The organism is Pseudomonas sp. AC070, assembly GCF_979258635.1.
Window position 1 is genome coordinate 4,224,090 of the sequence record NZ_OZ409871.1, and the last position, 26,611, is coordinate 4,250,700.

Sequence of the window (26,611 nt, forward strand, 5' to 3'; positions counted from 1 at the left end):
CGGCCACTGATCACATCCGCGGAGCCCGCCCATGCTGGAAAGACTGTTCCAACTCACTGCACACAACACCACGGTGCGCACCGAGGTCCTTGCCGGGATCACGACTTTCCTGACCATGGCTTACATCCTGTTCGTTAACCCGAGCATCCTCGGCGAGACCGGCATGGATAAAGGCGCCGTGTTCGTGGCGACCTGCCTGGCCGCCGCCATCGGTTCGGCGATCATGGGCTTTATCGCCAACTACCCCATCGCCCTCGCGCCGGGCATGGGCTTGAACGCGTTCTTCACCTACACCGTCGTGTTGCACATGGGCCACACCTGGCAAGTGGCGCTGGGTGCAGTGTTCCTGTCGGCGTGTATGTTTTTTGTGCTGTCGATCTTTCGCATCCGTGAATGGATCATCAACAGCATTCCTCTGGAGCTGCGCTCGGCCATTGCCGCCGGCATCGGTTTGTTCCTGGCCCTGATCGCGCTGAAAGAAGCGGGCATCGTTGTTGCCAACCCGGCCACGTTGGTGGGCATGGGCGACCTCAGCCAACCGGCACCGCTGCTGGCGATTCTCGGCTTCTTTATCATCGTTGCGCTGGAAGCTCGCAAAATCACCGGCGCCGTGCTGATCGGCATTCTGGTAACCACCGCAGCGGGCATCGCCTTGGGCGTTTCGCAGTTTGGCGGCGTGTTCTCGATGCCGCCGTCCCTGGCGCCGACCTTTATGCAGTTGGACATTAAAGGCGCGCTGAACATCGGCCTGGTGACCGTGGTGTTTGCCTTCCTGTTTGTGGATATTTTCGACAACTCCGGCACGCTCATCGCCGTGGCCAAGAAAGCCGGTCTGATGCGCGCTGACGGCGATATGCCGAAGATGGGCCGCGCCCTGATCGCCGATAGCAGCGCGGCCATGGTCGGTTCGGTGCTCGGCACCTCGACCACCACCAGCTATATCGAATCGGCAGCGGGCGTCAGCGCCGGCGGCCGCACCGGGCTGACCGCCGTGGTGGTGGCTATTCTGTTTCTGCTGTCGCTGTTCCTCGCGCCACTGGCGGGCAGCGTGCCGGCTTTCGCCACCGCGCCAGCGTTGCTGTTCGTGGCCGTGCTGATGACCGCTGGCCTGGCAGAAATTGACTGGAGCGACATCACCGTCGCCGCCCCGGTGGTGATTACCGCCCTGGCAATGCCACTGACTTTCTCGATTGCCAACGGCATTGCCTTTGGCTTCATCGCCTGGGCCGTGATCAAGCTGCTCGCCGGCCGCTGGCGCGAACTGAACCCGGCCATCGTGATTCTGGCCGTGCTGTTTGTGGTGAAACTCGGGTGGTTCAACGCATGAGCGCGCCCCAATTCGACCCCAGCACCTACGACGCCCAACTGGCGGAAAAGAAGCAGCGCCTGCAGAATTTGCTCGCGCCGTTTGATGCACCCGCACCGCAAGTATTCGAGTCGCCGCGCGAGTTTTATCGCCTGCGTGCCGAGTTCCGCTTGTGGCGCGAAGGCGAAGAACGCTTCTACGCCATGTTCGCCGCCGGCGATAAACACACGCCGATTCTGCTCGAAGACTTCCCCATTGCCAGCCAACGCATTAACGCGCTGATGCCGCTGCTAAAAGCCGCCTGGCAAGGCAGCAAGGCGCTGGGCTTCAAGCTGTTTCAGGTGGAATTTCTGACCACACTGGCCGGCGACGGGCTGATTACCCTGTGCTACCACCGCCCGTTAAATGAGGAATGGCAAGCTGCCGCCGAGCAGTTGGCGGCGGACCTGGGCGTGAGCATTGTCGGCCGCTCCCGTGGGCAACGGCTGGTAGTGGGTCGCGATTACGTTGTGGAAAAACTCGATGTTGCCGGCCGCACCTTCAGCTACCGGCAACCCGAAGGCGCCTTCACCCAACCCAACGGCACCGTGAACCAGCACATGCTCAATTGGGCGTACGAGGCGCTCGGTCAACGCAGCGACGATTTGCTCGAGCTGTATTGCGGCAACGGCAATTTCACCCTGCCGCTGGCCACCCGCGTGCGCAACGTGCTGGCCACGGAAATCAGCAAAACCTCAGTAAACGCCGCGCTCGCCAACCTTGATGACAACGGCGTAAACAACGTAACGCTGGTGCGTTTGTCCGCCGAAGAACTGACCGAAGCGCTCAACGACGTGCGGCCGTTCCGTCGCCTGCAAGGCATCGACCTCAAAGCTTACGAGTTCGGCAGCGTATTCGTCGACCCGCCGCGCGCCGGCATGGACCCCGATACCTGCGAGCTGACGCGGCGCTTCGACAACATCCTGTACATCTCCTGCAACCCGGAAACCCTCGCGGCGAACATCGCCCAGTTGAACGACACGCACCGCATCGAGCGCTGCGCGCTGTTTGACCAGTTCCCGTACACCCATCACATGGAATCGGGCGTTCTGCTGACGCGCCGTTAATCGCCGCGCCTCCTCCCCAGCGGAAATACTTGTACAAGGCGCTTGCACTTGTACAAGTACATCACTAGTCTCTCGCCTAAAGCTGTACAAGATCCTTCGCTTGTACAAGTAAGCCGCAGGGGCAGTCATGGGTCAGAGCAAACCGAAAATAGCCGTCAGCGCCTGCTTAATGGGCGATGAGGTGCGCTACAACGGCGGGCACAAGCGTTCAACGTTGTGCACCGAGCAACTGACTGAGCACGTAGACCTGGTGGGTGTCTGCCCGGAAGTGGCGATTGGCATGGGCACGCCGCGCGAGCCAATCCGCCTGGTGGGCGATATCGCCGCACCGCGTGCGGTGGGCACCGTGAGCCCGGAACTGGAAGTGACCGACGCACTCACCGCCTACGGCGAGAAGATGGCCACGCAGCTCCCCGGCATCAGCGGCTACATCTTTATGCAGAAGTCGCCCTCGTGCGGGCTGTATCGGGTCAAGGTGTATCAGGCCAATGGCTTGCCGGCGCCGGGCGGTGGTCGTGGCCTGTACGCCGCTGCATTTTGTGCGGCGCTGCCGGATTTGCCGGTGGAGGAAGAAGGCCGGCTGAATGACCCGGTGCTGCGGGAAAATTTCCTCACCCGCGTTTACGCCTATGCCGACTGGCAAGAGCTGCTGCAAACCGGTCTGACCCGCCAGCGCCTCACGCACTTTCATGCCCGCTACAAATACCTGTTGCTGGCGACCAACCCTGAGCAGTACCGCGCCCTGGGCCAATTGCTCGGCGACATGGTGCTGCACGATCTGAAAGACCTCGCCCCACGCTACTTCAGTGCCTTGATGGAAGCGCTGCGCAAATGCGCCACGCGCGGCACCCATAGCAACGTGTTGCAGCACCTCAGCGGCCACTTGAAGCAAACGCTGAGCACCCAAGAAAAAGCCGAAATGCAGCAGCTGATCGAGCAATATCGCCGCGGTTACGTACCGTTGGTGGTGCCGCTCACGCTGCTTAAACACCATTTCCTCTTGCACCCTGATCACTACGTTGCGCAACAGGTTTATCTGCAGCCGCACCCGGCCACGCTGAGCCTGCGCAACGCGCTTTGAATTGGAACAGATAAATGAATAAACACGCCCCCCAGCACGATGAACCCGAAGACAGCACCGATGCCGAGATGCAAGCGGCGCTGGCCAATAACTTGTTGCCGATCCGCGACGTGTCGCGCATTACCGGCGTCAACCCGGTCACCCTGCGCGCCTGGGAGCGTCGCTACGGGCTGATCGTGCCGCAGCGCACGGCCAAAGGGCATCGCCTGTACACGCAAGACCACATCGCCCGTATTCAGGCGATTCTCACCTGGCTCAATCGCGGCGTAGCGGTCAGCCAGGTCAAGGCGCTGCTGAAAACCGCCGCGCTGCCCAATGCCCATGTCGACAGCAATGGCTGGGAAGAAGCCCGCGTGGCGCTGCTCAATGCCATCAGCGAACAAGCCGAGCGCCGGCTGGACGATGCCTTCAAACGCGTCGAGCTGCTGTACCCGCCAAAGCTGTTGTGCGAACAACTGCTGCTGCCGCTGCTTGCCGAGCTGGAACAGCGTTGGCAAGGCCAGTTCGGCGCGCAGTTGGAGAAGGTGTTTTTCTTCTCCTGGCTGCGCAGCAAATTGGGTTCGCGGATTTATCAGAACAACCGTCAACAGAGCGGCGCTCCGTTGCTGCTGGTGAATCTGTCGGACCTGCCGATGGAGCCGGCATTGTGGCTGTCGGCCTGGCTGCTGAGCAGCGCCGATTGTGCCGTCGAGGTGTTCGACTGGCCGTTGCCGCCGCTGGAGTTGGCGCTGGCCATCGAGCACATCAAGCCGCGCGCCACGCTGTTGTATTCCGGCCAGGCGCTGGTCAGCGCGCAGTTGCCCAAGCTGCTCGCCGACAGCAGTTGCCCGCGCTTGCTGGTGGGCCCGACCGTGCGCATTCACCACGCCGATTTGCTCGCACTGCAAACCCAGCTCAACGGTCTGCACCTGGCCGATGATCCCTTGCTGGCCCTGGAAACCTTGCAGCAGCTCGACATGCTCGGCGCCAAAAAGGCCAACGCGTGATGCGCCAGCTGATGTGGTTTCGCACCGACCTGCGCGTGCAGGACAACAGCGCCCTAACCGCCGCCATGCAGGCGGGGCCGACGCTCGCGGTGTTTCTACTCAGCCCCTCGCAATGGCAACAACACGACGACGCCCCGTGCAAAGTCGACTTCTGGCTGCGCAACCTCGCGCCCTTGCGCGACGCGCTGGGAAAGCTGGGCGTGCCGCTGCTGATCCGCAAGGCCGACACCTGGGCCGACGCGCCGCAGGTGATTGCCGAGCTGTGCAACGAGCATGAAATTGGCTGCGTGCAGGTTAATGAAGAGTACGGAATCAACGAAACCAAGCGCGACCATGCGGTGGCCGATCGCTTGGGCGAGCAAGGCGTGCTGTGGCACAGCCACCTCGATCAGCTGCTGTTCCAGCCGGGCAGCATTCTGACCAAAGCGGGCAATTACTTTCAGGTGTTCAGCCAGTTCCGCAAGGTTTGCTACAGCCGCCTGCACACCGCGTTGCCGCCGCTCGTGCCGCTGCCGAAAAAGCAGGCTGCGCTGGGCATTGCCAGCGATGCTCTGCCCTCCTCAGTGCCCGGTTTCGCCACGCCACCTGCCAGCCTGCAAGCGCTGTGGCCGGCGGGCGAGGTTGAGGCCCATGAGCGCCTGGACACCTTCGCTGACGAGCGCATCGGCGACTACCACGACAGCCGCGACCTGCCGGCCAAACCGGGCACCAGCCAACTGTCGACGTACTTGGCGGCGGGTGTGGTGTCGCCGCGCCAATGCCTGCACCGCGCGCTGATGAGCAACCACGGTGAGTTCGAAAGCGGCAACACCGGCATCATCACCTGGATCAACGAGCTGCTCTGGCGCGAGTTCTACAAGCACATTCTGGCCGGTTATCCGCGTGTGTCGCGGCACCGCGCGTTTCGCCAGGAAACCGAGGCGCTGGCCTGGCGCGACGCGCCCAAAGACCTCGCTGCCTGGCAGGAAGGTCGCACCGGTATTCCGTTGATCGACGCGGCCATGGCGCAGCTGCTGGCCACCGGCTGGATGCACAACCGCCTGCGCATGGTGGTGGCGATGTTTCTGACCAAAAACCTGCTGATCGACTGGCGTGAAGGCGAGCGCTTTTTTATGCGCCACCTGATCGATGGCGACCTCGCCGCCAACAACGGCGGCTGGCAGTGGAGCGCGTCCACCGGCACCGACTCAGTGCCCTACTTCCGCATTTTCAACCCAGTCAGCCAGTCGCAGCGCTTCGACACCCAAGGCCGTTTTATTCGCCACTGGCTGCCGCAGTTGAATGCGCTCAGCGACAAAGACGTGCACAACCCGCACGTGCGCAAAGGCGCCGACCTGTTTGGCGGCGTGGACTACCCCGCGCCGATTGTTGATTTAAGCAGTAGCCGTGCCCGCGCCATCAGCGCGTTCAAGAGCCTGGGCGATGCCCAACTTCCGCCGCTGTTTGGCGACGACAGCGATGTGCCCTGGAGAAACTGAGCCATGCCCCTTGAACCAGCAGCAGCGCCCGGCGACGAGCCGCAGCGTGACGGTGAACCGCGCGACTTCCTCCGGCGCTTCGCTAACGGCTTTGCCGCGTTGAACGCAGACAATCTGGACACACTCGGCCAGCTCTACAGCGACGGCGTGCGCTTCCAGGATCCACTGCATGAGATTCACGGCCTGCCGGCCATGCGTGCCTATTTCGAGCAGCTGTACGCCAACGTTCAAGACCTGCACTTTCAATTCCACGGCTTCGATGAACTGGCACCCGGCGCCGGTTATCTGCGCTGGACCATGACGTACCGCCACCCGCGTTTGAATGGCGGCAACGCCATCGCGGTACAAGGCTGTTCGCACCTGCTGTGGCGCGACAAGGTGTACGCGCACCACGACTACTTCGATGCCGGCGCCCTGCTGTACGAACACCTGCCCGTGATGGGCCGGGTTATTCACTGGCTGAAGGGGCGCCTGGCATGAGCAGCGGCAGACGGATCTGGCTGACCGGCGCCAGCAGCGGCATTGGCGCGGCCCTGGCCGAACAGTTGTTGGCGCAAGGCAACCGCCTCGCCCTCAGTGCGCGCCGTGTGGAACCGTTGCAAGCCCTGGCTGAGCGGTTTCCGGGACGCGTTCTGGTAGTGCCCGGTGACTTGGGCGAAGCCGAACAAGTGCGCGCAATTGGCGAGCAGATCGCGCAGCAATGGGGCGGGCTGGACGGCGCGATTCTAAATGCCGGCACCTGCGAATACATCGACGCTCAGCACTTCGAAGCGGCCATGGTCGAACGCGTCATGCGCGCCAACCTGCTGTCGGCCAGTTACTGCATCGAGGCGGCATTGCCGCTGTTGCGTGCGGGCCGTGAACCGCACCTGGTCGCGGTTGCCAGCTCAGTCACCTATTTGCCGTTGCCTCGCGCCGAAGCCTACGGTGCCTCGAAGGCGGCGCTGCGTTATCTGATGCAGGCGCTGCGCATTGACCTCGCCGCCGAAGGCATCGACGTCACGTTGGTGAGCCCGGGCTTTGTCGACACACCGCTGACTGCGCGCAATGACTTCGCCATGCCGATGACCTGGACCGCTGAAAAAGCCGCCAAACATATCGCCAGGCGCCTGCCAAAACGCCCCCATGAAATCGCCTTCCCGGGCCCCTTTATCGCCGTGCTCAAGCTGCTCGCCAGCCTGCCTTCCACGGTGCAATTGGCCATGGGTAAACGCATGGCCCGCAGCGCCGAACCTGTTTCGCATTCCGCCAAGGACGACGTATGAAAATTGCCATTATCGGCAGCGGTATTTCAGGGCTGACCAGCGCCTATCTGCTCAACCGCCAGCACGATATTCAGGTGTTCGAAACCAGCGAATGGATCGGCGGCCATACCCATACCGTGGACGTGCAGGTCGATGGCCGCGACTACGCGGTAGACACCGGTTTTATCGTGTTCAACGACTGGACCTACCCGAACTTCATCCGCTTGCTCGACAAACTGAAGGTGGCCTACCAGCCCACCGAAATGAGCTTCTCGGTGCACGACCTGCAGAGCGGCGTGGAGTACAACGGCAACACGCTGAACAGCCTGTTCGCCCAGCGCCGCAACCTGCTGTCACCGACGTTCTGGGGCATGTTGCGCGACATTCTTCGCTTCAACCGCGAAGCGCTGGCCGAGCTGGAAAACCAGCAAATCAACTCCGGCATGACGCTGGGGACTTATTTGCAAACGCGCGGCTATCGTCAGCGCTTTATCGACCACTACATCGTGCCGATGGGCGCGGCGATCTGGTCGATGTCGCTGGGCGAAATGCTCAATTTTCCGCTGCGTTTCTTTGTGCAGTTTTTCAAGAATCACGGCCTGCTGTCGGTGAACAACCGGCCGCAATGGCACGTGATCAGCGGCGGCTCCCGCGCTTACGTGGAGCCGCTGGTGGCCTCCTTCCGCCAGCACATCCGGCTCAATTGCCCGGTGCTGAAAGTGGAGCGCGATGAGCTTGGGGTGACCGTGCACAGCGCCCAGGGCATCGAGCATTTCGACAAGGTGATTTTCGCCTGCCACAGCGACCAGGCGCTGCGTCTGCTTGACCAGCCGACTGCCGCCGAACAAAGCATTCTCGGCGCCCTGCCGTATGCCGAAAACGATGTGGTGCTGCACACCGACACCCGCCTGCTGCCCAAGCGTCGCCTGGCCTGGGCCAGCTGGAACTACCGCCTCGACGGCAACCGCGAGCGCGCGGCGGCGGTGACGTACGACATGAACATTCTGCAAGGCATTCAGAGCGACACCACGTTTTGCGTGAGCCTGAATCAGAACGAGGTGATCGACCCGGCGAAGGTGCTGTCGCGCCACACCTATGCGCATCCGCAATACAGCCTGGCCGGCGTCGAAGCACAAGGGCGCTGGCACGAACTGCTCGGCGTGAACCATACGTACTACTGCGGCGCCTACTGGGCCAACGGTTTTCATGAAGATGGCGTCGTCAGCGCCCTGCGCGTTGGGCAGGCGTTTGGCGAGGCGCTGCAATGAACAGCGCCTTATACAGCGGCTGGGTGCAGCACCGGCGCTTCAGCCCGCGCGCCCACGATTTCCGTTATCGCATGGGCTTTCTGTTTCTTGATCTGGATGAACAGGAACAGGTGCTGGCGTTATCGCCATTGGCGGGGCGCAGTCGCTGGGCGCCTTTTGCGTTTCGCGAAACCGACTTTCTGCCGACCTTCACCGGCGCCGGCATTCGCCTGAGCGATGCCGTGCGCGGCGTGGTCAGCGAGGCCTTGGGCACGCCGCTGCTGGGCAGAATCTGCCTGCTGGCACAGCCGCGCAGCTGGGGCGTGGCGTTTAATCCGGCGAGTTTCTTCTACTGCTACGACAGCGTCGGGCAGTTGCAGGCGGTGCTCTGCGAAGTGAGCAATACGCCGTGGCGCGAGCGTTATCACTACGTGCTGCCGTGCGAAGACGGCCACTCCGGCCCGCACCATGTGCGGGTGGACAAGTCTTTTCACGTGTCGCCGTTTCTGCCGCGCGATGTGCAGTACCGCATGACCTTCAGCCAGCCCACTGCGCGTTTGGGCGTGTTTATGGCCGACTGGCAAGGCGAGCACAAACTGTTCGACGCCAGCCTGAGCCTGACGCGCCGCCCGTTAACGCGCGCGAGCCTGCACGGGCACTTGCTGAGTTTTCCCTGGATGACCGCCAAAACCGTATTGGCCATCTACTGGCAGGCCCTGCGCCTGCTGCTTAAACGCACGCCCCTTTTCTCCCACCAGCCGGCGCAGGGTTCTGTGCGCGTGGCTTCGCCGGAAAGCCACCATGAAAAGCCCTAGCCTTAGCAGTAAAACCTTTTCCCGCACTGGTAATGGCATCGGCGCCGGCCTGCTGCGCCGCGCCGTGTTGCGCCTGCTCGGGCAGATGCGCCACGGCCAACTGAGCATCGTCGAGAACGGCGAGCGCCTGGTGTTCGGCCAGCCTGGCGCCGAGCTACAGGCAGAAATTCACGTGCTCGACCCGGCCGTGTGGTCGTTGGTCGCCAGCAATGGCTCGATTGGTTCCGGCGAGGCGTATATCCACGGCTACTGGAGTTCGCCCGATCTCACCGCCGTGGTGCGCGTGTTTGTGTGCAACCTCGACCTGCTCGATTCCATGGAGCGTGGCCTGGCACAACTGGGGCGCCCGCTGGTGGCCGGCCTGCATTGGCTGAACCGCAACACGCGCAAGGGTTCGCAGAAAAACATCGCGGCGCATTACGACTTGGGTAACGAGCTGTTCGAGCAATTCCTCGACCCGACCATGATGTATTCCGCTGCCATGTTCCAAAACGCGGACGACACCCTGGAGCAGGCGCAGCTGAATAAGCTGGAACGCATCTGCCAGAAGCTCGCGCTAAAGCCGACTGACCACTTGCTGGAGATCGGCACCGGCTGGGGCAGCATGGCGATTTATGCGGCGGTGAATTACGGCTGCCAGGTGACCACTACCACGCTGTCGCGCGAGCAATACGCCTACACCCGCCAGCGTATTGAAGCGCAGGGGCTGCAAGATCGCGTGACGTTGCTGTTGCAGGACTACCGCGACCTGGTTGGCCAGTACGACAAATTGGTCTCCATCGAAATGATCGAGGCGGTAGGCCACAGCTTTCTGCCTACCTACTTCAAGCAATGCGCGCACCTGCTTAAAGACGACGGTTTGATGCTGCTGCAAGCCATCACCATCCGCGACCAGCGCTATGAGCAAGCCAAACGCAGCGTCGACTTCATTCAGCGCTACATCTTCCCCGGCGGCGCCCTGCCCTCGCTGACCACCATGCTCACGGTGGTGACTGAAGAAACCGATATGAACCTGCTGCATATGGAAGACTTCGGCCTGCACTACGCTCGCACCTTGCGCCTGTGGCACGACAACCTGCGTAACGCTCGCCACACCCTGCACGAGAAGGGTTACGACGATTACTTCTTCCGGCTGTGGGAGTTTTACCTGTGCTACTGCGAGGGTGGTTTTATCGAGCGCACCATCGGCACCGCGCAACTGCTATTGGCCAAACCGGCGGCGCAACCTGCGCCTTTGTTGGGCCGCTTTGACGCTTAAAACCGTGGCGAACGCCGTGCTGTTTCAGCTCGGATGGTTCGCGGGGGTTTACAGCCCGCAGTACCCGGCATTGCTGGGGGTCATCGCACTGGTGGTGGTTATTCACCTGGCGTGCCTCGGTCGCGGCGAGTGGCGTTTGCTGCTGGCTGTAACGCTGCTGGGCACCGCCATCGACAGCGCCCTGATGCACGGCGGGCTGTTCGTGTTTGCCGAGGGGCAAGCGCTACTGGGCGGCTGGCTGATTCCCGCCTGGCTGATACTGATGTGGACGCTGCTGGCCACCACCTTGCGCCATTGTCTGGCCTGGACAGCACGGCCGCTGGGGCTGGCCTGCGTGTTGGGCGCGGTGAGTGCGCCGTTGTCGTACTACGCCGGCGCTCGGCTGACCGGGGTGCAATTGCCCTTCGGGCTGGCGGCAAGTCTGCTGACCCTGGCGATGCTGTGGGCCGTGCTGTTTCCGTTGCTGCACGCCCTGGCGCGGCGCCTGCACCCGGACGAATAGCAGCCAGCACCTTTCGGCAATCTGTACACTGTCGCCCCCATGAGCGACCTTCCTGCCATTCCCCTCGTCACCCTCGAGCCCACGCCTGCCGTGGCCTGCTCCAACTGCGCGGCGTGCTGCTGCCAGTTGGAGGTGATGCTGCTCACCGACACGGGCGTACCCGAGCGCTATATCGACACCGATGAGTGGGGCGGCGAGGTGATGGCGCGTCTCGACGACGGCTGGTGCATTGCGCTGGACCGCGACACGATGCGCTGCACCATCTACGAAAACCGGCCCTGGGTGTGCCGGATTTTTGAGACCGGCTCAGCGGAATGCCTGGAAGAGCGCCAACAGTTGTCGACCATTTACCGCTAATTCCCACAACAGCATCGGTATAGTCGCACCTTAGACGTAACGGACAGGGACGCCCCACGTGCACAGCATCGAACGCATTTACCCCAAAGACCTCAACCCGCAAAACCCCGACGACCACGCGACGCTGGCCATTCATATGCAGCGCTACGAATTCGCCTCGGGTTTGCTCAGTGGCTCGCGCGTTCTGGACATGGCCTGCGGCTGCGGTTACGGCACAGCGCTGTTAGCCGAGCAGAACCCGGACAAAACCGTGATCGGTGTAGACATCGACCCCGACGCCATCGCCTACGCCCAGCAGCACTATCGGCTGAGCAACCTCAGCTACGTGTGCGCCAATGCCGAAACCTTCGCGGGCGAGCAGGCGTTCGACACCATCGTCAGCCTGGAAACCATCGAACATTTGCCCAGCCCTGCCCGCCTGGTCGCCAACTACAGTCGTCTGCTGGCGAGCGGCGGTCAGGTGATTGCCTCGGTGCCAATCACGCCGACCCTGGACGGCAATCCCCATCACCTGCACGACTTCAGCAAAGGTTCGTTCGCGCGCCTGTTCCGCAGCCAAGGCCTGCGCTCGGTGAAGGAGTTCGAGCAAGTTCAGTGGTGGCAATTCAAGGGGCTGTTTAGCAAGAAAGCCGATCACCAGAAACAGCATCGCTCTGAAGGCGTGGGCAACGCCGTGTTGCAGTACTACCGGCGCCACCCGTTCTATCTGCTGGCGCGCCTGGGTTCGATGCTTCGTTATGGCTTTAGCAATCGCTACCTGACGTGCCAGTTCAAGGCGCAGTGATCGCGTTCTGAATTCAGTCAGCCGCGACGGCGGCGAACCCCGCGCGAATCTCTTCTTCGGGTAACTGGTCACCGATAAACACGATCACGCTTTCACGCGCATCGTCGGCCAGCCATTCGCGGTCCCAGTCAAAGCCGTACAGGCGCAGCACGCCCTGAAACACCATGCGCCGGTCTTCGCCGGCAATATTCAGCACGCCCTTGTAGCGCAGCAGCGAATTACCGTGGGTTTCCAGCAGGTTTTCCATAAAGGCGCTGAGCTTGTCGATATCCAACGGCTGCTCGCTTTTCAGCACCAGGGTGCCGATGCGGTCCGGGCTGGCGGCAGGGGTTAGCGGGCGCAGGCTGATGGTGGCAGGAAGGTCGGCATTGAGGTTGAAGCCGCGAACATCCAGTAACTCGGCTAAATCGATCTGACCATGTTCAACCACACGAATCGGCGCGCGGCGGTTGATGCGGCCGAGGCGTTGTACCAGCGCGTCGTAGTGTTCGTCCGTTACCAGGTCGCGCTTGCTCACCAGAACGCGATCTGCGAACCCAACCTGGGCCTGGGCGATGGGCTCGGCCAGGTGGCGGTCGGCGTTGGCGGCGTCGACCACGGTGATGATGCCGTCGAGCACGTAGCGCTCACACAGTTCTTCTTCTGCGAAAAAGGTTTGCGCGACTGGCGCCGGGTCGGCCAGGCCGGTGCACTCGATCACCAGGCGATCGAACGCCAGCTCGCCGCTGTCCAGACGGTCGAGCAGCAGGTAGAGGGCTTTCTCCAGCTCGACGTGAATGGAGCAGCACACGCAGCCGTTGGCGAGGGTCATCACCTGCACCGGCTCGGTGCCGAGCAGTTCGCTGTCGATGGGGGTTTCGCTGAATTCGTTTTCGATAACGGCAATTTTCAGCCCATGTTCGGCCTTGAGAATATGCCGCAGCAAGGTGGTTTTGCCGGCACCGAGAAACCCGCTGAGAACGGTGACGGGAATGGGAGCGTGACTCATGGTTACGTCCTGAACAGTGACGCCGTGGGGCGCCTAAATAGAAAACGCCACGACAAGCGTGGCGCCAGAAATTTCAACAGAAGAAAAGTGCGGTCGATTCAGCAGCAGCGAATGGGCCGCCCCTTTCCGCCGCCATAACGGGCTTCCTGACGTTCACGAAAGAACTCTTCGTACGTCATTACCGGTTTGTCCGGATGCTTGTTCGCCATGTGCTCGACGTAATTGTCGTAATCGGGCATGCCCACCAGCATGCGCGCGGCCTGCCCCAGGTATTTGCCCATGCGACTCAGGTCATTGAACATGGTCTGTCCTCAATAAAGCGGGCCGGCGCGGTGCCGGCCCGTGTCCACACAACGAATTGCTTAGATGTGCGGAATGGGTTCAAACGGGGTTTCTTTGTCGCTGCGCTCCGGGCGAACCCAGGCCGCGCGGCCGACTTTGATGGCGTAGAACAGCACGCTGAACACGACGAACAGGAACAGCACCGTGAGGGTGGCGTTGGTGTACGCGTTGAAGATCACGTGCTGCATTTGCTCCGCATCTTTAGCCGGGGCAATCACCTGGCCGGCGGCCAAGGCATCGCTGTACTTGCGGCCCAGCGCGACGAAACCGACCGCCGGGTTGCTGTCGAACAGCTTGATCAGGCCCGCAGTCGTGGTGCAAATCAGCAGCCAGGCAGCCGGCAGCATGGTTACCCACGCGTATTGCTGACGCTTCATTTTGATCAGCACCACGGTGCCGAGCATCAGCGCGATACCGGCCAGCATTTGGTTGGAAATGCCGAACAGCGGCCACAAGGTATTGATGCCGCCTAACGGATCGACCACGCCTTGGTACAGCAGCCAGCCCCACATCGCCACGCAACCGCCTGTGGCAATGATGTTGGCCACCCAAGAATCGGTTTTGCGCAGCGCCGGCACGAAGTTGCCGAGCAGGTCTTGCAGCATGAAGCGTCCCGCTCGCGTACCGGCATCAACCGCCGTGAGGATAAACAGCGCCTCAAACAGAATCGCGAAGTGGTACCAGAAGGCCATGGTGTTTTCACCCGGCAGCACGTGGTGCAGGATTTGCGCGATGCCCACCGCCAAGGTCGGCGCGCCGCCGGCACGGGCCAGAATGGTGGTTTCACCAATGTCACGCGCCGTGGCTTCCAGCACCTCAGGCGTAATCATGAAACCCCAACTGCTCACGGTTGCCGCGACCGAAGCCACGTCGGCACCCACTACAGCGGGTGGGCTGTTCATGGCGAAGTACACACCCGGTTCAATCACCGAGGCAGCGACCATGGCCATGATTGCCACGAACGACTCCATCAACATGCCGCCGTAACCGATGTAGCGCGCATGGGCTTCGCTCGCCAGCAGCTTCGGCGTGGTGCCGGAAGAAATCAGCGCGTGGAAACCCGACACTGCACCGCAGGCAATGGTGATGAACAGGAACGGGAACAGACCGCCCTTCCACACCGGGCCGGTGCCGTCGACAAACTGAGTGAGCGCCGGCATTTTCAGCTCTGGCATGGTGATCAGAATGCCCAGCGCCAGCGCGATGATGGTGCCGATTTTCAGGAAGGTAGACAGGTAATCACGCGGGGCCAGCAGCAACCACACCGGCAACACCGACGCCACGGCGCCGTAGCCGATCAGCATCCAGGTAATTTCAATGCCGGTGAAGGTGAACATCGGCGCCCATTCCGGGCTGGCAGCGACCTGGCCTCCAAGCCAGATGGAACCGAGCAACAGCAGCAGGCCCACCACCGAAATTTCACCAATGCGGCCCGGGCGGATATAGCGCATATACACGCCCATCAGCATCGCGATCGGGATGGTCGCCATCACGGTGAACATACCCCACGGGCTCGACGCCAGGGCTTTCACCACGATCAGCGCCAGCACCGCGAGGATGATGATCATGATCAGGAACGCGCCAAACAGCGCAATGGTGCCGGGCACCTGGCCCATTTCTTCGCGCACCAGCTCACCCAGCGAGCGGCCGTTACGGCGCGTGGAAATGAACAGCACCATGAAGTCTTGCACCGCACCGGCGAGAATCACCCCCGCAATCAGCCAGAGCGTACCGGGCAGGTAACCCATTTGCGCAGCAAGCACCGGGCCCACTAACGGACCTGCGCCTGCAATAGCCGCAAAGTGGTGACCGAACAGGATGTGCTTGTTGGTCGGCACGTAGTCCAGACCATCGTTATTCAACACAGCGGGAGTGGCGCGGTTGGGGTCCAGCTGCATCACCTTATTGGCGATAAACAAACTGTAGTAACGGTAGGCAACTAGATAGAGGGCCACGGCGGCCACCACTATCCATAACGCGTTGATGGCTTCACCGCGGCGCAAGGCCACGACACCCAAGGCACCGGCGCCCACTACGGCCAACACTGCCCAAGGCAGATGGCGTAGGACGCTATTGTTATTGTTCATGGAAAACTCCGAATGGATGGACGTACAAGCGGCCTTTCGAGTTTAGACGTTTCCGTGCCGCAAGGTATCCGACGTTGGTCTAGGCGCACTGCATAGACCCCCAGCGGCCAGGAAAATCTGTGTACGTAGTGCCACGACCTCAGGCTGATTTAGTCGAGTCAAAGCGTCGTGTGGGGATTGGAAACGGCACTACCAAGTCACACGAACAAAATTATTGAGTGACGCGAAAAAACCTGCAACTTCCACAAGTCCTACATCAATAAGGCCAACTTCACACATTTTATATCCCCCCTACAACCATGTAGGCAGCAACTGACATTCGCAGGCGAACCACATTCTACTCGGTAGCTCTAGGCGCATTAAGAATGCATCTCCCCATAGATGCATAGATTACCGACCATGAACCCATCTACCGTTTCACAAGCCGGCGACACCAAACCGCTATCTTCACGACGCCACTTCTGCTCGCTCTCCGACGCGATAGTTAAAGCCGCACTAATCGGTGTTTTCGCGACCGCCGTTTCACCGTTGGTGCAAGCGGCGGATCCAACTCCGCGGATTAGCCCTATTGACCGCGAACAAGACTTGCAAAACAAACAGCGGCAACAGGAGGAAATAAACCGCCAACTCGAAAAAAACCAACGGGATTCCCAGGCCCCTCAACTGCAACTGTCCGAGCCACCCGAGCCAACTGACAATGGGCCTAAGTTCCTGATCACTACGATCACCATCAATAGTGGCGATCAAAGCAATAGCACTGTCAATGTTGATGAAGTGCTCGCTAAATATAAAAACCGCGAACTCGGCAGCAGCGATCTGTTCGGCTTGATTCGAGACGTCAGTAATCGATATGCCGATGAAGGTTTCTCTACTACGACCGTAAGCCTTGTGCCCAAAAACATGAAGCAAGGCGAAGTAGAGCTGAAGATAAATTGGGGCTACGTCGAGGGTTGGTTAATTAACGGAAAACCGCCCAGCGGTCCGTACCAAAAACTCTTAACCGCATCGGCCATGCCCGCACTTTCAGGGAAGCCATTAAACATTCGGCAAGTTGACCAAATGGTAGAAAACCTGAATAACGCAGCGAAAACCGCGCGCGTTGATATTCAACCTTCTGAGCGTCATGGTTATTCATATTTGAACTTGGTTATTGAGGACAAAGGGCTGCCGAGCGTCACGGTCAAGGTTGATAATTCTGGAATGGACAGCCCGAGCAAAGGCCGTTACCGCTTCAGCGCATCGACCAGCATTAGTGATCTGTTACTGGGCAACGATACCGTCGGCCTTAACCTGAGTACCCGGCGCTATGAACTCAGTGAAAGCAATTCAGAGTACAACGCCGGCGTTACATACTCGGTTCCGTTCGGATTTTCTAAAGTTGATCTTCGATTCAACCATTCGCAGTACGAGCGACTAACGCCTGGCGGTAACTACGGCACCTATAACACCAGCGGTGACTCGCAAACCTACGCCGCCAAGTTCAGCCATGTACTCAGCCGCGGAAAAACGGACAAATTAACAGCATCAGCTGAAATAGAACATAAAGAAAGCGCCAACTATCTAGAAGATGCTTTTCTGGGTACAAACAGCATGCCTTATTCCAACGTCAAGTTCGGCCTGGAACATATCACGCAGCTCGCCGGTGGTTCTTTATATTCCGACGCCACGTTTAGCCAAGGCATCTCCTCCTGGGGTTCCAAACAAGCCGCTTACGATGATCATCACCAGCCCAAGCACTTTCAAAAGCTTGGATTCAATACTGCCTGGTCCCGTCCATTCAAATGGCAAGACAGGGACTTTAGCTTTTCGTCCCGGATTGGCGGTCAGTACTCAAAAGATAACTTGCTAGTCGCCGAAAAAATGGGACTTGGCGATGAGTTCACCGTTAGAGGATTCAGGGGCCCGCCTCTATGGGGCGACCAAGGGATCTATATGTCAAACACCCTAACGCGCTCACTGCAACTATTAGGCGGATCTATTTCTCCATTGATCGGCCTCGACTCCGGCTATGCGCGAGACGTAACTAAAGAGAGCAACGGTGGCGCGATTGCTGGGTTAGCCATAGGAGGCAGCGGAAATTGGCGCTATGGCGGCGCCTCAATAACGCTAGGCCTTCCGTTGTATATGCAAGACGAATTAAAGGACAGCAACGACAGTGCCGTCCTTTATATGAGCACCTACGTCAACTTTTAAACTACTTATATTCAACAGGATGCACTTTCATGAACAAAAATTGTTTTCGACTGATATTGAGCAAAACCATTGGCTGCTTGATCCCCGTCGCAGAAATCTGCACAGCACAACGCAAACCTGGGCAAACGCGGGGCGCATCCGCTACCGGTACACATCGCTGGGCTCTGAAAGCGCTGCCTCTCGCGCTGCTTGGAATCTTGCCCCAGGCATTCGCACAAATTGTGATAACGCCAAACCAACAACCAAATATGACCCAATCCGCCAACAACGTACCGGTGATGGAAATCGCCGACCCTAATGGCAAAGGCCTTTCTCATAACCGTGTCAACGATTTTAACGTGACGAAGCCAGGGCTCATTTTCAACAACAGCATGCACGATGGTGACAGCCAGATGGGTGGCTATGTTATCCATAACCCGAACCTGAGAAACGAAGCCACCGCGATCCTTACGGAAGTAACAGGCAATGGCGTCAGCAGCCTGTCCGGTACACTTGAAGTCTTCGGCGGGCGAGCGGACTTGTTCATCGTAAACCCCAACGGCCTGTACCTGAACGGCGTCATGACGCTGAACAGCGGCGGCCTTATAACCAGCACGGGCCGCTTCGGAACTAGCGCCGATCCGTGGGGCCTTACCGTAGGCGAATCCAGCGGGCGCATAATCATCGGCGCCGAAGGGGTGAATACCGACGGTCTGAGTTATTTCGAGGTCGTTGCACGCGGCATCGATATCAATGGCGAAGTCGGCTCTGCCTCTGCGCAGACGGATATCGGTCTCATCGCGGGTCTTAATACCTACAACCTCGAAAATCGCCGTCACTACGTCCAGGCCACCAGCGCAGCGAATACGCCGCAAGTGGCAATCAGCGGTTCCGCAGCGGGTGCCATGCACGGCCGGTTTATTACCCTGCGAAGCACTGAGTCCGGCGCGGGCGTCCGCCATGACGGCCAGATTCATTCGGCTAAAGACATTCTCATCTCCTCGAATGGCGATGTCGTTCTGGACGAAATGCATAGCAGCTTTGACGTAACCCTAGAAGCCGCTGACATTTCAATCAAAAGCGTCGAAGCAGGCAACGACGCGATGCTGAAAAGCAGTTCGAACATAGCGGTGAATCGCCTCACCACCGGCCGCAACGGCATTCTGCTTAGTAAAGATTCCATCACCCTAGGGGCCAGCGATCCGGGCGACGGCGCGCGAATCGCTGGCTCCCTAGATCTTCATGCAGATAAGAATGTTCGCGTTAATAACGACATTCAAACCGACATGCTCAATGTCAAAGCGCAAGGTTTGCTCATTGACAACGCGGTTGTGCATGCCACTGGTAAACAAGCCACCAGCGTTACGAAAGCGGTAATCATCGACGTTGATGATTTTACGTTGGCTGGCGAAATGGAACTCTTCGATAAAGATGGAATGAATCTGCTTCCGATTGAGAACGGTTTAATCGGATCAATAGGTTCCCCCTCGATAGCGGACGGCGTAGGCGTTTCAGCCGCCGAATTCGTACTGAAACAAACAGCCGCGTTGTTATCTGATGGTGGCATTGATATCAGCGCCAACCGCTTCGACAACAAAGAAGGGTTAATAAAAGACACCAGTACACTGGGTATTAACATCAGTGCAGAGAAGCTAACTAACCAAGGCATCGTGCAAACAGCCGGCGACATTGCATTAACAGCAGATGTGTTAGCCAACCTGTGTTTTAGCGGTGCGCAGGTTGCCGGCGGCGAACAACTATTATGCGGCGGTCTGAGCGCGGGCGGCGACGCAACTATTAAAGCCGGACTATTACGTAACGAAGGTGGCCTCGGTGCCCAGGGCTCGCTCGCCCTCGAACTGGGTGCAGGTGAACATACTAACGGCACGCGTGCAGGGATCGTCGGTAAGGAAAGCTTGCGCATAACCAGCATGGGCGGCCAGGAAAGTAGCCTGACCAGCGAGGGCACCATAAAGTCGGAGAAAGATCTGCACATTACCCTCGACGCGCTAACCTCAACTGGCGACGGAGAGATAATAGTGAGCGACGGTGCCATGTCGCTTGATTTGCAAAAAACTTTCGACAACGCAGGATTAATCCAGGCTGGCACCTTAACTGCTTATGCGAAAGATATCTTTAACCGAGACGGTGCAAAAATAGAGACTACAGGCGACACAAAACTCTCCGCGAAGAACAGCATCCATAACGAATTCAATACCTACATCGTTTCATCGGGCGATCTTGAATTTACCGCCGGTAAGGATATTTGGACGGCTGCGGATATCTCCGCATTAGGGGACAATACAATTTTCCAAGCGGGCGGCAATTTAACGAACGCAGAAGGTAGCGTGTATGCGGGCCAAAACCTCACATTGATCAGCGGCGAAACGCTGACAAACGAAAACGGTGCCAACATTTTCGTCGAAGACACACTAACGATGACGAGTGCCGAAGATATTAACAACCTCACCGGCTCGATGATCGCTTCCAACAACCGCTTTATTATTTCAGCCGGGGGCACATTAACAAACTCTGACGAGTCGATGATCTTTGCCAAAGACGTAACTATAACCGCGGCAAAAGTAGTTAACTCAGGCGAATCGACGATCTCGGCCGAAAAATCGCTGAACGTCACCGTGAGCGGCGACATTCAAAACGAGTCGGGCTCTTTAATCGAAAGCGGCGTCGTGAATCTCAGTGCTAAAGGTGGGATTGTAAACGACAACGCTATCATTACCGGCGACACGCTGGATATCGCAGGCGGCACTGTAACTAATAGCAACAAAGCCGAAATAGATGGAACAAACGTTAATATCACTGCGGACGGCAAGTTCCTGAGCGAAGGCGGTGCTACGACAAAAGGGGATTTGGTCACCATCGATGCCAAGCAATTCGATGCCCAAAACAGTTTTGTTCTAGCGTCTGAACATTTGGATATCAGCACCGAAGAGATAAAAAACACCGCGACCGTTCACTCTAAAAAAACCACTACCGTCAATATGAAAAACGGCGCGAGCATGGTGATCGGCGTAGGCGATAAAGGCCCCACCGCTGACGTTTTGCTCACCCTTAACACGCACGACTTGCAGGTGAATGGATCACTCAGCAACCCCGGTAGCGTTCAGATCAACGCAGCTGGCAACGTGCGTAACGACGGGGATATTTTTAGTGGCGGATGGCTCAATATCGACGCGAAAGGCAGCATAGACAATCTCGCCAAGCGCCTTATTTGGGCTAAAAATGCCATTGTTCTTAAGGCAGGTACGACCATCACCAACTGGCGCGACGGGATGTTTCGCACCTCCGAGAACCTGACACTTGCAGCGAATGCAGTCATCAACGATGTAGGTCGAATTGAAAGCGGCGGCGATATCAAAATTGATGCAGCCCTGTTGGAAAACCGCAGCGAACTGACTGGCGATATCACGCTGAAAGAAATCGGCGGTGATAAGGGCATTGTGCATACAGATAATTGGTATTCGGAAGACTACGGGTTGATCGAGACAGAATACTTTCATACCGAGTTCTGGACGCCACGCTACTCTGCGGACGAGTTAGTGGTCAAACAAGGGATAATCAAAGCAAGCGGCAATTTATTTATCAACCAAGGGTCCGGTAAAGTTGGAAATCCATTAGTTCGCAACCTTGGAGGCCAGATTCTAGCCGGCAAAAACATGTCAATTTTCGGAGACCTGGAAAACTTCGGCGCCGCAAAACATATTTCGCTGATCGACATGCTGAAAAACGCAGGCGCTTACGCGCGGTGGAGCGTAACTAGCGGTGTTGTGCATGATGGCCCGGAGCTCCATACAAACCTATTTGACTTGTTCGACAAGAATCTTTTAGCAGAAGACTCATCTGCAATAGTGATTCAGGGTTTTGACAAATGGATGTATTCCCTGCGCAAAACCTCAACACCTGAAGGTAATACGTTGTTAAGCGCCATCTTCGGCGCGGACTGGAAGAACCTGAACCACGCCACGATGCGTAAACGCTGGGTTGCCTTTAAATCCGCACCCGACCAAACAATGGACTTTTACGCTGACAAACAGGCCGAGATCTCGGCTGGCGGCACTCTTCTTCACACCGGCGGGTCGCTTAAAAACGGCATCGGCGTAGAGTGGGGAGAAAACCGCACCATTGATGTACAAATTGGCGACGAGCAGTTAACTACCGTAGCCGGCGAATTGGACGCCCTGTTCAATCGCGACAGCGCTTTCGACTTCAACGGCGATTATCTGGAAGACCTACGCAACGCCCTTAACTCACTGGACACGTTAGAAGAATTAATTAAGGACAATCCATTATTTACAGCTAACCCGCTGCCTGACTTTAGCCTGGTTAACACTTCCGTTACGATTGATCCAGTCACGGGCCAAGCGCGTCCTGCGTACCAAGGTATCTATCCGTTGTACACAACTCGCGTGTCGTACGACACAGACGCGTTCTACGGGTCGGAATATCTGTTCGGAAAAATCGGCTATGACCCAAGTTTGACCGTTACTGTGCTCGGCGACGCATACTTTGATAACGAGCTTATCGTTCGTTCAATTGACCAAACCGTCGGTAACTTCTTCGCCGTGAATAAAGGGCTGAGCGGTCCTAAATTGGTGCAACAACTTCTGGACAACGCGGCCGTAGAAGCGGCCAAGCAGGGTTTCGTACTGGGGCAACCGCTCACGCAAGAGCAATACGAGAACCTGGAGAGCGACATTGTCTGGTACGAGCCGCAAATAGTGGATGGCCAGACTGTTCTTGCGCCCAAGTTGTACGTGAGCAAGAGCACACTTGAAGCGCGCAAGCAAGATCAAAACAGCGGCGGCATGATTACCGCGGAAAACATATACGTTGATGCAACGTCGGTAGATAACATCAACGGTGTGATGCGCAGTAAGAATGACACCGTGATCTATTCAGAAACCGACGTTAATAACGTTTCCCAAGGCGGGACCGACACCGGCATCTACAGCGGCGACCGAGGCCGCCTCACCGTAGCCGCTGAAGGTAACGTGCTAAATCAAGGGGGCAACCTCCAAGGCTTCGAACAAAATGTTGTGGGCGGCACGGGCGTGACCAGCACGGCCACCACTGGCTTCAACGAGAAGGGAAACCTGGAAGTGCGCAACAACGGCTTCCTTGGCGGCGGCCAGACCGCTGCGGGTATCGAACAGAAACTCGACGCCTTGGAAAAAGAACAACAAGCACAAGCAGCCGCTCGTGCGGCCGCAGCAGCTGCGGCCGCTGCGCTAGCGGCGGCCGAGAATGGGCCGTCGGACCCAGCGGGTGCTGCTGCACCGCATGTAGCAGCTGCGGCCAAGCCCAAGTTGGAAGTTCCCAAACCGGACGTTCGAGCAATATTCGAAGAGGTCATGCAGCAGTCGCAAGCAGGAAAAGTTGCTGACGACGCGGTTTCTTCTTTGAAAGTCGCTTCCGGTGGGAACATTAACCTGATCGGCGCCCAAACAGCGGCAGATCGCGTGGAGTTACAAGCTGTTGGCGATGTGAACATGGAAGACATTATGGAGGTCAGTTCCGACTTCACATCGAGTACCGAGCATGGCTTCCTTTCTGTCCAAACTACGAGAGAGACCTTCGGGAACGCTTCTTCCCATGGCAACCAACTCAATGCTAACGAACTGACCATCACCGCCGGCGGCAATTGGAACGTAACGGGTAGCGACGTTAATGCCTTAAGCAGCGAGGTGGACATTGGCGGAGATGTGACGGTTGCAGCCGGCAAAGAACTCGCTAACTACGAGAAAGTCCAGAAAACGATGCAAATTGTTGCTGACGTTACTGCAGGGGCAGTGGGCCATGAAGCGAAGGCTGGTTTTAATAATTTTGATACTCAACAGGGGCCTACTGGCGGCAAAAATCCGTCCTTCTCTGATAAAGACCTTAATGAAAACGGCGGCGACGTTTCCGGAGCTAACAAGAATCGCGGAGATACAAACGGCGTGCGGGCCAGAGTTGGGCTGGAAATCGTTGAGACCAAGGAGGTCATTCAGGACAAGGTTTATACGAACTCGCAGCTGAACCTTGGCAGCGGCTCAATGAACGTAAGAGGCACGCTCGACATCGGTGGCGCTGATATCAACGCCTACGCGCAGCTAACCGCTGAACAGCGCGAAACCATGAGCGCTCAGGAAATCGAAGACATGCGCAACTCAATGCCTACGCTTGACATTGTCGCGGATGAGATTAAAACCACGAAGTTTGAGGACACCCACAAACATACATTTGAACGGGAAGAGACATTCATCGGAGCGACCGCGGAAGCTCACTCTTCGCTGCTGGATGTTTCGGCGAATATTCAAAAAACCATCGAAAAGGCTAACGATGGTATGGAGATTGATCCAGCGCTTACCGCAGCCGCTCAAGCTGGCAACGTTACGCAGGCTGTCTTCGGCGACACACTTGGCGCGTCTCGGAGTGTGGGTGTCAAGAACACTAAGACCACCACTGAGACAGAAAGCAAATCCGAAAACATCAATCAAATCGGTGGGAACATCAGTCTGACAACCACCAGGGGCAACATTGATCTAAACGGAGTGAATATCGCCGGAGGTAGCGTAGCCCTCGATTCTGCGGGAGATATCAATCAGCGCGCAGCTCAAAGCAGTAGCACCAGCAAATCGGAAACCATGATCCATAACGTTGGCCTCACAGATTCCGTCAGCGTAGGCCCAATGGGAGCCGGGGCTGGAGTGTCGATAGGCGCGGACGGTAACTACGACAAAACCAAGGAAAACTCGCAGACCTTCACTAACGGGATGATTAGCGGCACCGACGTCAGCATCAAGGCCAAAGGTGACCACAATATGGAAGGCGCCAACATCGAAGCCGGCCATTTGGATTACCACATTGACGGCAACCAGAACATCACGAGCAAACAGGATGTTCATAACATGGAGCATGAGCGTGGCAGTTGGAGCGCTTCTGTAGGGGTCGCAGTCACTACCAATGGAATTATCCAGCCAACCGGTAGCTTCTCGGGTTCTGGCGGCAAGGACTATGACAATAGCCGCCTGACCGCTGAGCAATCGGGTATCAGCTCCGGTTCCATGGACTTCTACGTAGGGGGCAACCAAACGCTTACCGGCGCCCACATTCTTAACTCTTCGGGTCAAGGCTCATATCGAGTAGAGGGCACCACTACGGCTGCTGCTCTGGAAGACTTCCGTAACAAAGATGGTGGCTACGGTGGCGGAGGCGCTGGCGTGAGCAAGACGGGCGTGCCGTCGGTGACCATTCAGGCCGGTCGCGTTGATCAGGTTAAATACAACGCCACGCAAAACAGTACCGTCGACTTGGGTGGTATGGAGATGAGTGTGGGCGGCGGCGTGGTAGGGCAACTCAACCGCGACGGCAATAAGCTGACTAACGTAACGCAGAATCGGAAGATCGCGGGTACCGACATTAAAATCGAGCTTAGCTTGCCGACCTATAGCAAGCAGAAGAAGAAAAACAAAGTTGAGCCTCAGCGAAAGCTTGCTGACACCGGCTCGGCCAATCCTCCTTCTGCTGCCCGGCCATCTACCAGCTCTGTTGATCTGCCAAACGCTCCGTCTCGACCAACCAGCGCGGCGAGCGCAAACGTAGATGTGCCTAACGCTCCATCGCGACCAACCAGCGTGGCGAGCGCAGACGTGGATGTGCCTAACGCCCCATCGCAACCAACCAGCGCGGCGAGCGCAAACGTAGGTCTTCAAAACGCTCCATCGCGACCAACCAGCGCGGCGAGCGCAAACGTAGATGTGCCTAACGCTCCATCGCGACCAACCAGCGTGGCGAGCGCTGACGTGGATGTGCCTAACGCTCCATCGCGACCAACCAGCGTGGCGAGCGCAGACGTAGATGTGCCTACCGCTCCATCGCGACCAACCAGCGTGGCGAGCGCAGACGTGGATGTGCCTAACGCGCCATCGCGACCAACCAGCGTGGCAAGCGCAGACGTAGATTTGCCGAGCGCTCCATCGCGACCAACCAGCGTGGCGAGCGCAGACGTGGATGTGCCTAACGCTCCGTCTCGACCAACCAGCGTGGCGAGCGCAGACGTAGATGTGCCTAGCGCGCCATCGCGACCAACCAGCGTGGCAAGCGCAGACGTGGATGTGCCTAACGCTCCGTCTCGACCAACCAGCGTGGCAAGCGCAGACGTAGATTTGCCGAGCGCTCCATCGCGACCAACCAGCGTGGCGAGCGCAGACGTGGATGTGCCTAACGCTCCATCGCGACCAACCAGCGTGGCGAGCGCAGACGTGGATGTGCCTAACGCTCCGTCTCGACCAACCAGCGTGGCAAGCGCAGACGTAGATTTGCCGAGCGCGCCGTCGCGGCCGACCAATGTGGCGAGCGCAGACGTGGATGCTCCCGATTCATCATCCAAGCAGCCCGTCAGTACAGCGAGCGCGGACGTTGCGATTAAGGTTCCAGCACGCAAGCGTACCAGCGGTAATAACGACTTAGCTCGCCACATAACGTCGCAACAGGTCGGCACGCAGCTAAAGAATGCCTTGGCGAAACTCAACGCGCCTGACAACGCCACGGTGAACTCGCTGAAAACCGCGCCGGTGACCGTTAAGGTTGTAGGCCCTAATGGCAAGCCCGTTAACATAAAAATCACCGACGCTTCGTCGCTAAAAAAGCTTCACGGCATGCGTATCGTGACGGGCGAGCAGGCAGTCGGGATCAAGCCGGTGGGGAGTAAATACGGTAAGAGTTCGGAGACGTACATCACTATCAAGGAAGTATCGCAAGGACGATTCATCTACAACTTTACGTCGAGGAAACCAGCAGCTTTAAAAATGTAAACCTCGTAAATGCCATAGCGGTGGGTGCTCACTAACCCACCAACC

The 26,611-nt window shown here is 58.2% G+C and carries 18 protein-coding genes; 15 read left to right on the forward strand and 3 right to left on the reverse strand.

The features are described 5' to 3' along the window. Positions 1–31: 31 nt before the first annotated feature. The 13 genes from ACZZ0Q_RS18890 (at position 32) to ACZZ0Q_RS18950 (ending at position 12,164) form a co-directional block, all read left to right on the forward strand. Positions 32–1,327 carry an NCS2 family permease gene (locus ACZZ0Q_RS18890; protein ID WP_463541206.1) on the forward strand — a complete coding sequence of 432 codons (1,296 nt, stop codon included), beginning with the start codon at positions 32–34 and terminating at the stop codon, positions 1,325–1,327. Then, entirely contained in the window at positions 1,324–2,412 is a 1,089-nt protein-coding gene (gene trmA, locus ACZZ0Q_RS18895) for a tRNA (uridine(54)-C5)-methyltransferase TrmA (RefSeq protein ID WP_463541205.1), read from the forward strand. Before ACZZ0Q_RS18890 ends, trmA begins: the two co-directional genes overlap by 4 nt. 127 nt (positions 2,413–2,539) lie before the next feature. Next, positions 2,540–3,493 carry a YbgA family protein gene (locus tag ACZZ0Q_RS18900; RefSeq protein ID WP_463541204.1) on the forward strand — a complete coding sequence of 318 codons (954 nt, stop codon included), beginning with the start codon at positions 2,540–2,542 and terminating at the stop codon, positions 3,491–3,493. A 14-nt stretch (positions 3,494–3,507) separates the two neighbouring features. Continuing rightward, on the forward strand, positions 3,508–4,479 hold the full coding sequence (locus ACZZ0Q_RS18905) for a MerR family transcriptional regulator (RefSeq protein ID WP_463541203.1): 972 nt from the start codon (positions 3,508–3,510) through the stop codon (positions 4,477–4,479). Next, positions 4,479–5,957 carry a deoxyribodipyrimidine photo-lyase gene (phrB, locus tag ACZZ0Q_RS18910; protein ID WP_463541202.1) on the forward strand — a complete coding sequence of 493 codons (1,479 nt, stop codon included), beginning with the start codon at positions 4,479–4,481 and terminating at the stop codon, positions 5,955–5,957. The genes ACZZ0Q_RS18905 and phrB overlap by 1 nt, the downstream gene beginning before the upstream one ends. A gap of 3 nt (positions 5,958–5,960) precedes the next feature. After that, complete coding sequence (locus ACZZ0Q_RS18915; protein ID WP_463541201.1) at positions 5,961–6,437, forward strand: nuclear transport factor 2 family protein; 477 nt, start codon at positions 5,961–5,963, stop codon at positions 6,435–6,437. After that, the gene (locus ACZZ0Q_RS18920) at positions 6,434–7,222 is read left to right on the forward strand and encodes an SDR family NAD(P)-dependent oxidoreductase (protein ID WP_463541200.1); all 789 of its coding nucleotides are present in this window, start codon (positions 6,434–6,436) and stop codon (positions 7,220–7,222) included. Before ACZZ0Q_RS18915 ends, ACZZ0Q_RS18920 begins: the two co-directional genes overlap by 4 nt. Next, on the forward strand, positions 7,219–8,469 hold the full coding sequence (locus tag ACZZ0Q_RS18925) for an NAD(P)/FAD-dependent oxidoreductase (protein ID WP_463541199.1): 1,251 nt from the start codon (positions 7,219–7,221) through the stop codon (positions 8,467–8,469). Before ACZZ0Q_RS18920 ends, ACZZ0Q_RS18925 begins: the two co-directional genes overlap by 4 nt. Then, positions 8,466–9,263, forward strand: a complete 798-nt coding sequence (locus ACZZ0Q_RS18930) for a DUF1365 domain-containing protein (protein ID WP_463541198.1) — start codon at positions 8,466–8,468, stop codon at positions 9,261–9,263. The genes ACZZ0Q_RS18925 and ACZZ0Q_RS18930 overlap by 4 nt, the downstream gene beginning before the upstream one ends. After that, complete coding sequence (locus ACZZ0Q_RS18935) at positions 9,250–10,521, forward strand: class I SAM-dependent methyltransferase (RefSeq protein WP_463541197.1); 1,272 nt, start codon at positions 9,250–9,252, stop codon at positions 10,519–10,521. The genes ACZZ0Q_RS18930 and ACZZ0Q_RS18935 overlap by 14 nt, the downstream gene beginning before the upstream one ends. A 16-nt stretch (positions 10,522–10,537) precedes the next feature. Further along, complete coding sequence (locus ACZZ0Q_RS18940) at positions 10,538–11,023, forward strand: DUF2878 domain-containing protein (RefSeq protein ID WP_463541196.1); 486 nt, start codon at positions 10,538–10,540, stop codon at positions 11,021–11,023. Positions 11,024–11,062: 39 nt separating this feature from the next. Next, positions 11,063–11,380: a YkgJ family cysteine cluster protein gene (locus ACZZ0Q_RS18945; protein WP_122492890.1), complete on the forward strand. Its 318-nt coding sequence runs from the start codon at positions 11,063–11,065 to the stop codon at positions 11,378–11,380. A 58-nt stretch (positions 11,381–11,438) separates the two neighbouring features. Continuing rightward, positions 11,439–12,164 (forward strand): class I SAM-dependent methyltransferase, encoded by a 726-nt coding sequence (locus tag ACZZ0Q_RS18950; protein ID WP_122492891.1) that lies wholly within the window; start codon positions 11,439–11,441, stop codon positions 12,162–12,164. A gap of 13 nt (positions 12,165–12,177) precedes the next feature. Here the strand turns inward: ACZZ0Q_RS18950 and yjiA are convergent, their stop codons facing one another. From yjiA to ACZZ0Q_RS18965, 3 genes are all read right to left on the reverse strand, one after another. Then, positions 12,178–13,152 (reverse strand): GTPase, encoded by a 975-nt coding sequence (yjiA, locus tag ACZZ0Q_RS18955; RefSeq protein ID WP_463541195.1) that lies wholly within the window; start codon positions 13,150–13,152, stop codon positions 12,178–12,180. Between the two features lie 98 nt (positions 13,153–13,250). Then, a complete protein-coding gene (locus ACZZ0Q_RS18960; protein WP_122452145.1) occupies positions 13,251–13,454 on the reverse strand; it encodes a YbdD/YjiX family protein in 204 nt (67 codons plus the stop codon). Between the two features lie 60 nt (positions 13,455–13,514). Then, on the reverse strand, positions 13,515–15,581 hold the full coding sequence (locus ACZZ0Q_RS18965; RefSeq protein WP_463541194.1) for a carbon starvation CstA family protein: 2,067 nt from the start codon (positions 15,579–15,581) through the stop codon (positions 13,515–13,517). Between the two features lie 399 nt (positions 15,582–15,980). On the opposite strand from ACZZ0Q_RS18965, the gene ACZZ0Q_RS18970 reads away from it, so the two are divergent. Further along, on the forward strand, positions 15,981–17,774 hold the full coding sequence (locus ACZZ0Q_RS18970; protein ID WP_463541193.1) for a ShlB/FhaC/HecB family hemolysin secretion/activation protein: 1,794 nt from the start codon (positions 15,981–15,983) through the stop codon (positions 17,772–17,774). Between the two features lie 29 nt (positions 17,775–17,803). Continuing rightward, positions 17,804–26,566 carry a two-partner secretion domain-containing protein gene (locus tag ACZZ0Q_RS18975; RefSeq protein WP_463560844.1) on the forward strand — a complete coding sequence of 2,921 codons (8,763 nt, stop codon included), beginning with the start codon at positions 17,804–17,806 and terminating at the stop codon, positions 26,564–26,566. Positions 26,567–26,611: the final 45 nt, after the last annotated feature.

Bases quoted from the DNA above. Each gene is read 5' to 3' on its own strand.
- ACZZ0Q_RS18965 (WP_463541194.1), bottom strand. From the start codon at position 15,581: ATGAACAATAACAATAGCGTCCTACGCCATCTGCCTTGGGCAGTGTTG.
- ACZZ0Q_RS18920 (WP_463541200.1), top strand. From the start codon at position 6,434: ATGAGCAGCGGCAGACGGATCTGGCTGACCGGCGCCAGCAGCGGCATT.
- ACZZ0Q_RS18890 (WP_463541206.1), top strand. From the start codon at position 32: ATGCTGGAAAGACTGTTCCAACTCACTGCACACAACACCACGGTGCGC.
- phrB (WP_463541202.1), top strand. From the start codon at position 4,479: ATGCGCCAGCTGATGTGGTTTCGCACCGACCTGCGCGTGCAGGACAAC.
- ACZZ0Q_RS18960 (WP_122452145.1), bottom strand. From the start codon at position 13,454: ATGTTCAATGACCTGAGTCGCATGGGCAAATACCTGGGGCAGGCCGCG.
- ACZZ0Q_RS18900 (WP_463541204.1), top strand. From the start codon at position 2,540: ATGGGTCAGAGCAAACCGAAAATAGCCGTCAGCGCCTGCTTAATGGGC.
- ACZZ0Q_RS18925 (WP_463541199.1), top strand. From the start codon at position 7,219: ATGAAAATTGCCATTATCGGCAGCGGTATTTCAGGGCTGACCAGCGCC.
- ACZZ0Q_RS18905 (WP_463541203.1), top strand. From the start codon at position 3,508: ATGAATAAACACGCCCCCCAGCACGATGAACCCGAAGACAGCACCGAT.
- ACZZ0Q_RS18935 (WP_463541197.1), top strand. From the start codon at position 9,250: ATGAAAAGCCCTAGCCTTAGCAGTAAAACCTTTTCCCGCACTGGTAAT.
- ACZZ0Q_RS18970 (WP_463541193.1), top strand. From the start codon at position 15,981: ATGAACCCATCTACCGTTTCACAAGCCGGCGACACCAAACCGCTATCT.
- trmA (WP_463541205.1), top strand. From the start codon at position 1,324: ATGAGCGCGCCCCAATTCGACCCCAGCACCTACGACGCCCAACTGGCG.
- ACZZ0Q_RS18945 (WP_122492890.1), top strand. From the start codon at position 11,063: ATGAGCGACCTTCCTGCCATTCCCCTCGTCACCCTCGAGCCCACGCCT.
- ACZZ0Q_RS18975 (WP_463560844.1), top strand. From the start codon at position 17,804: ATGAACAAAAATTGTTTTCGACTGATATTGAGCAAAACCATTGGCTGC.
- ACZZ0Q_RS18915 (WP_463541201.1), top strand. From the start codon at position 5,961: ATGCCCCTTGAACCAGCAGCAGCGCCCGGCGACGAGCCGCAGCGTGAC.
- yjiA (WP_463541195.1), bottom strand. From the start codon at position 13,152: ATGAGTCACGCTCCCATTCCCGTCACCGTTCTCAGCGGGTTTCTCGGT.
- ACZZ0Q_RS18930 (WP_463541198.1), top strand. From the start codon at position 8,466: ATGAACAGCGCCTTATACAGCGGCTGGGTGCAGCACCGGCGCTTCAGC.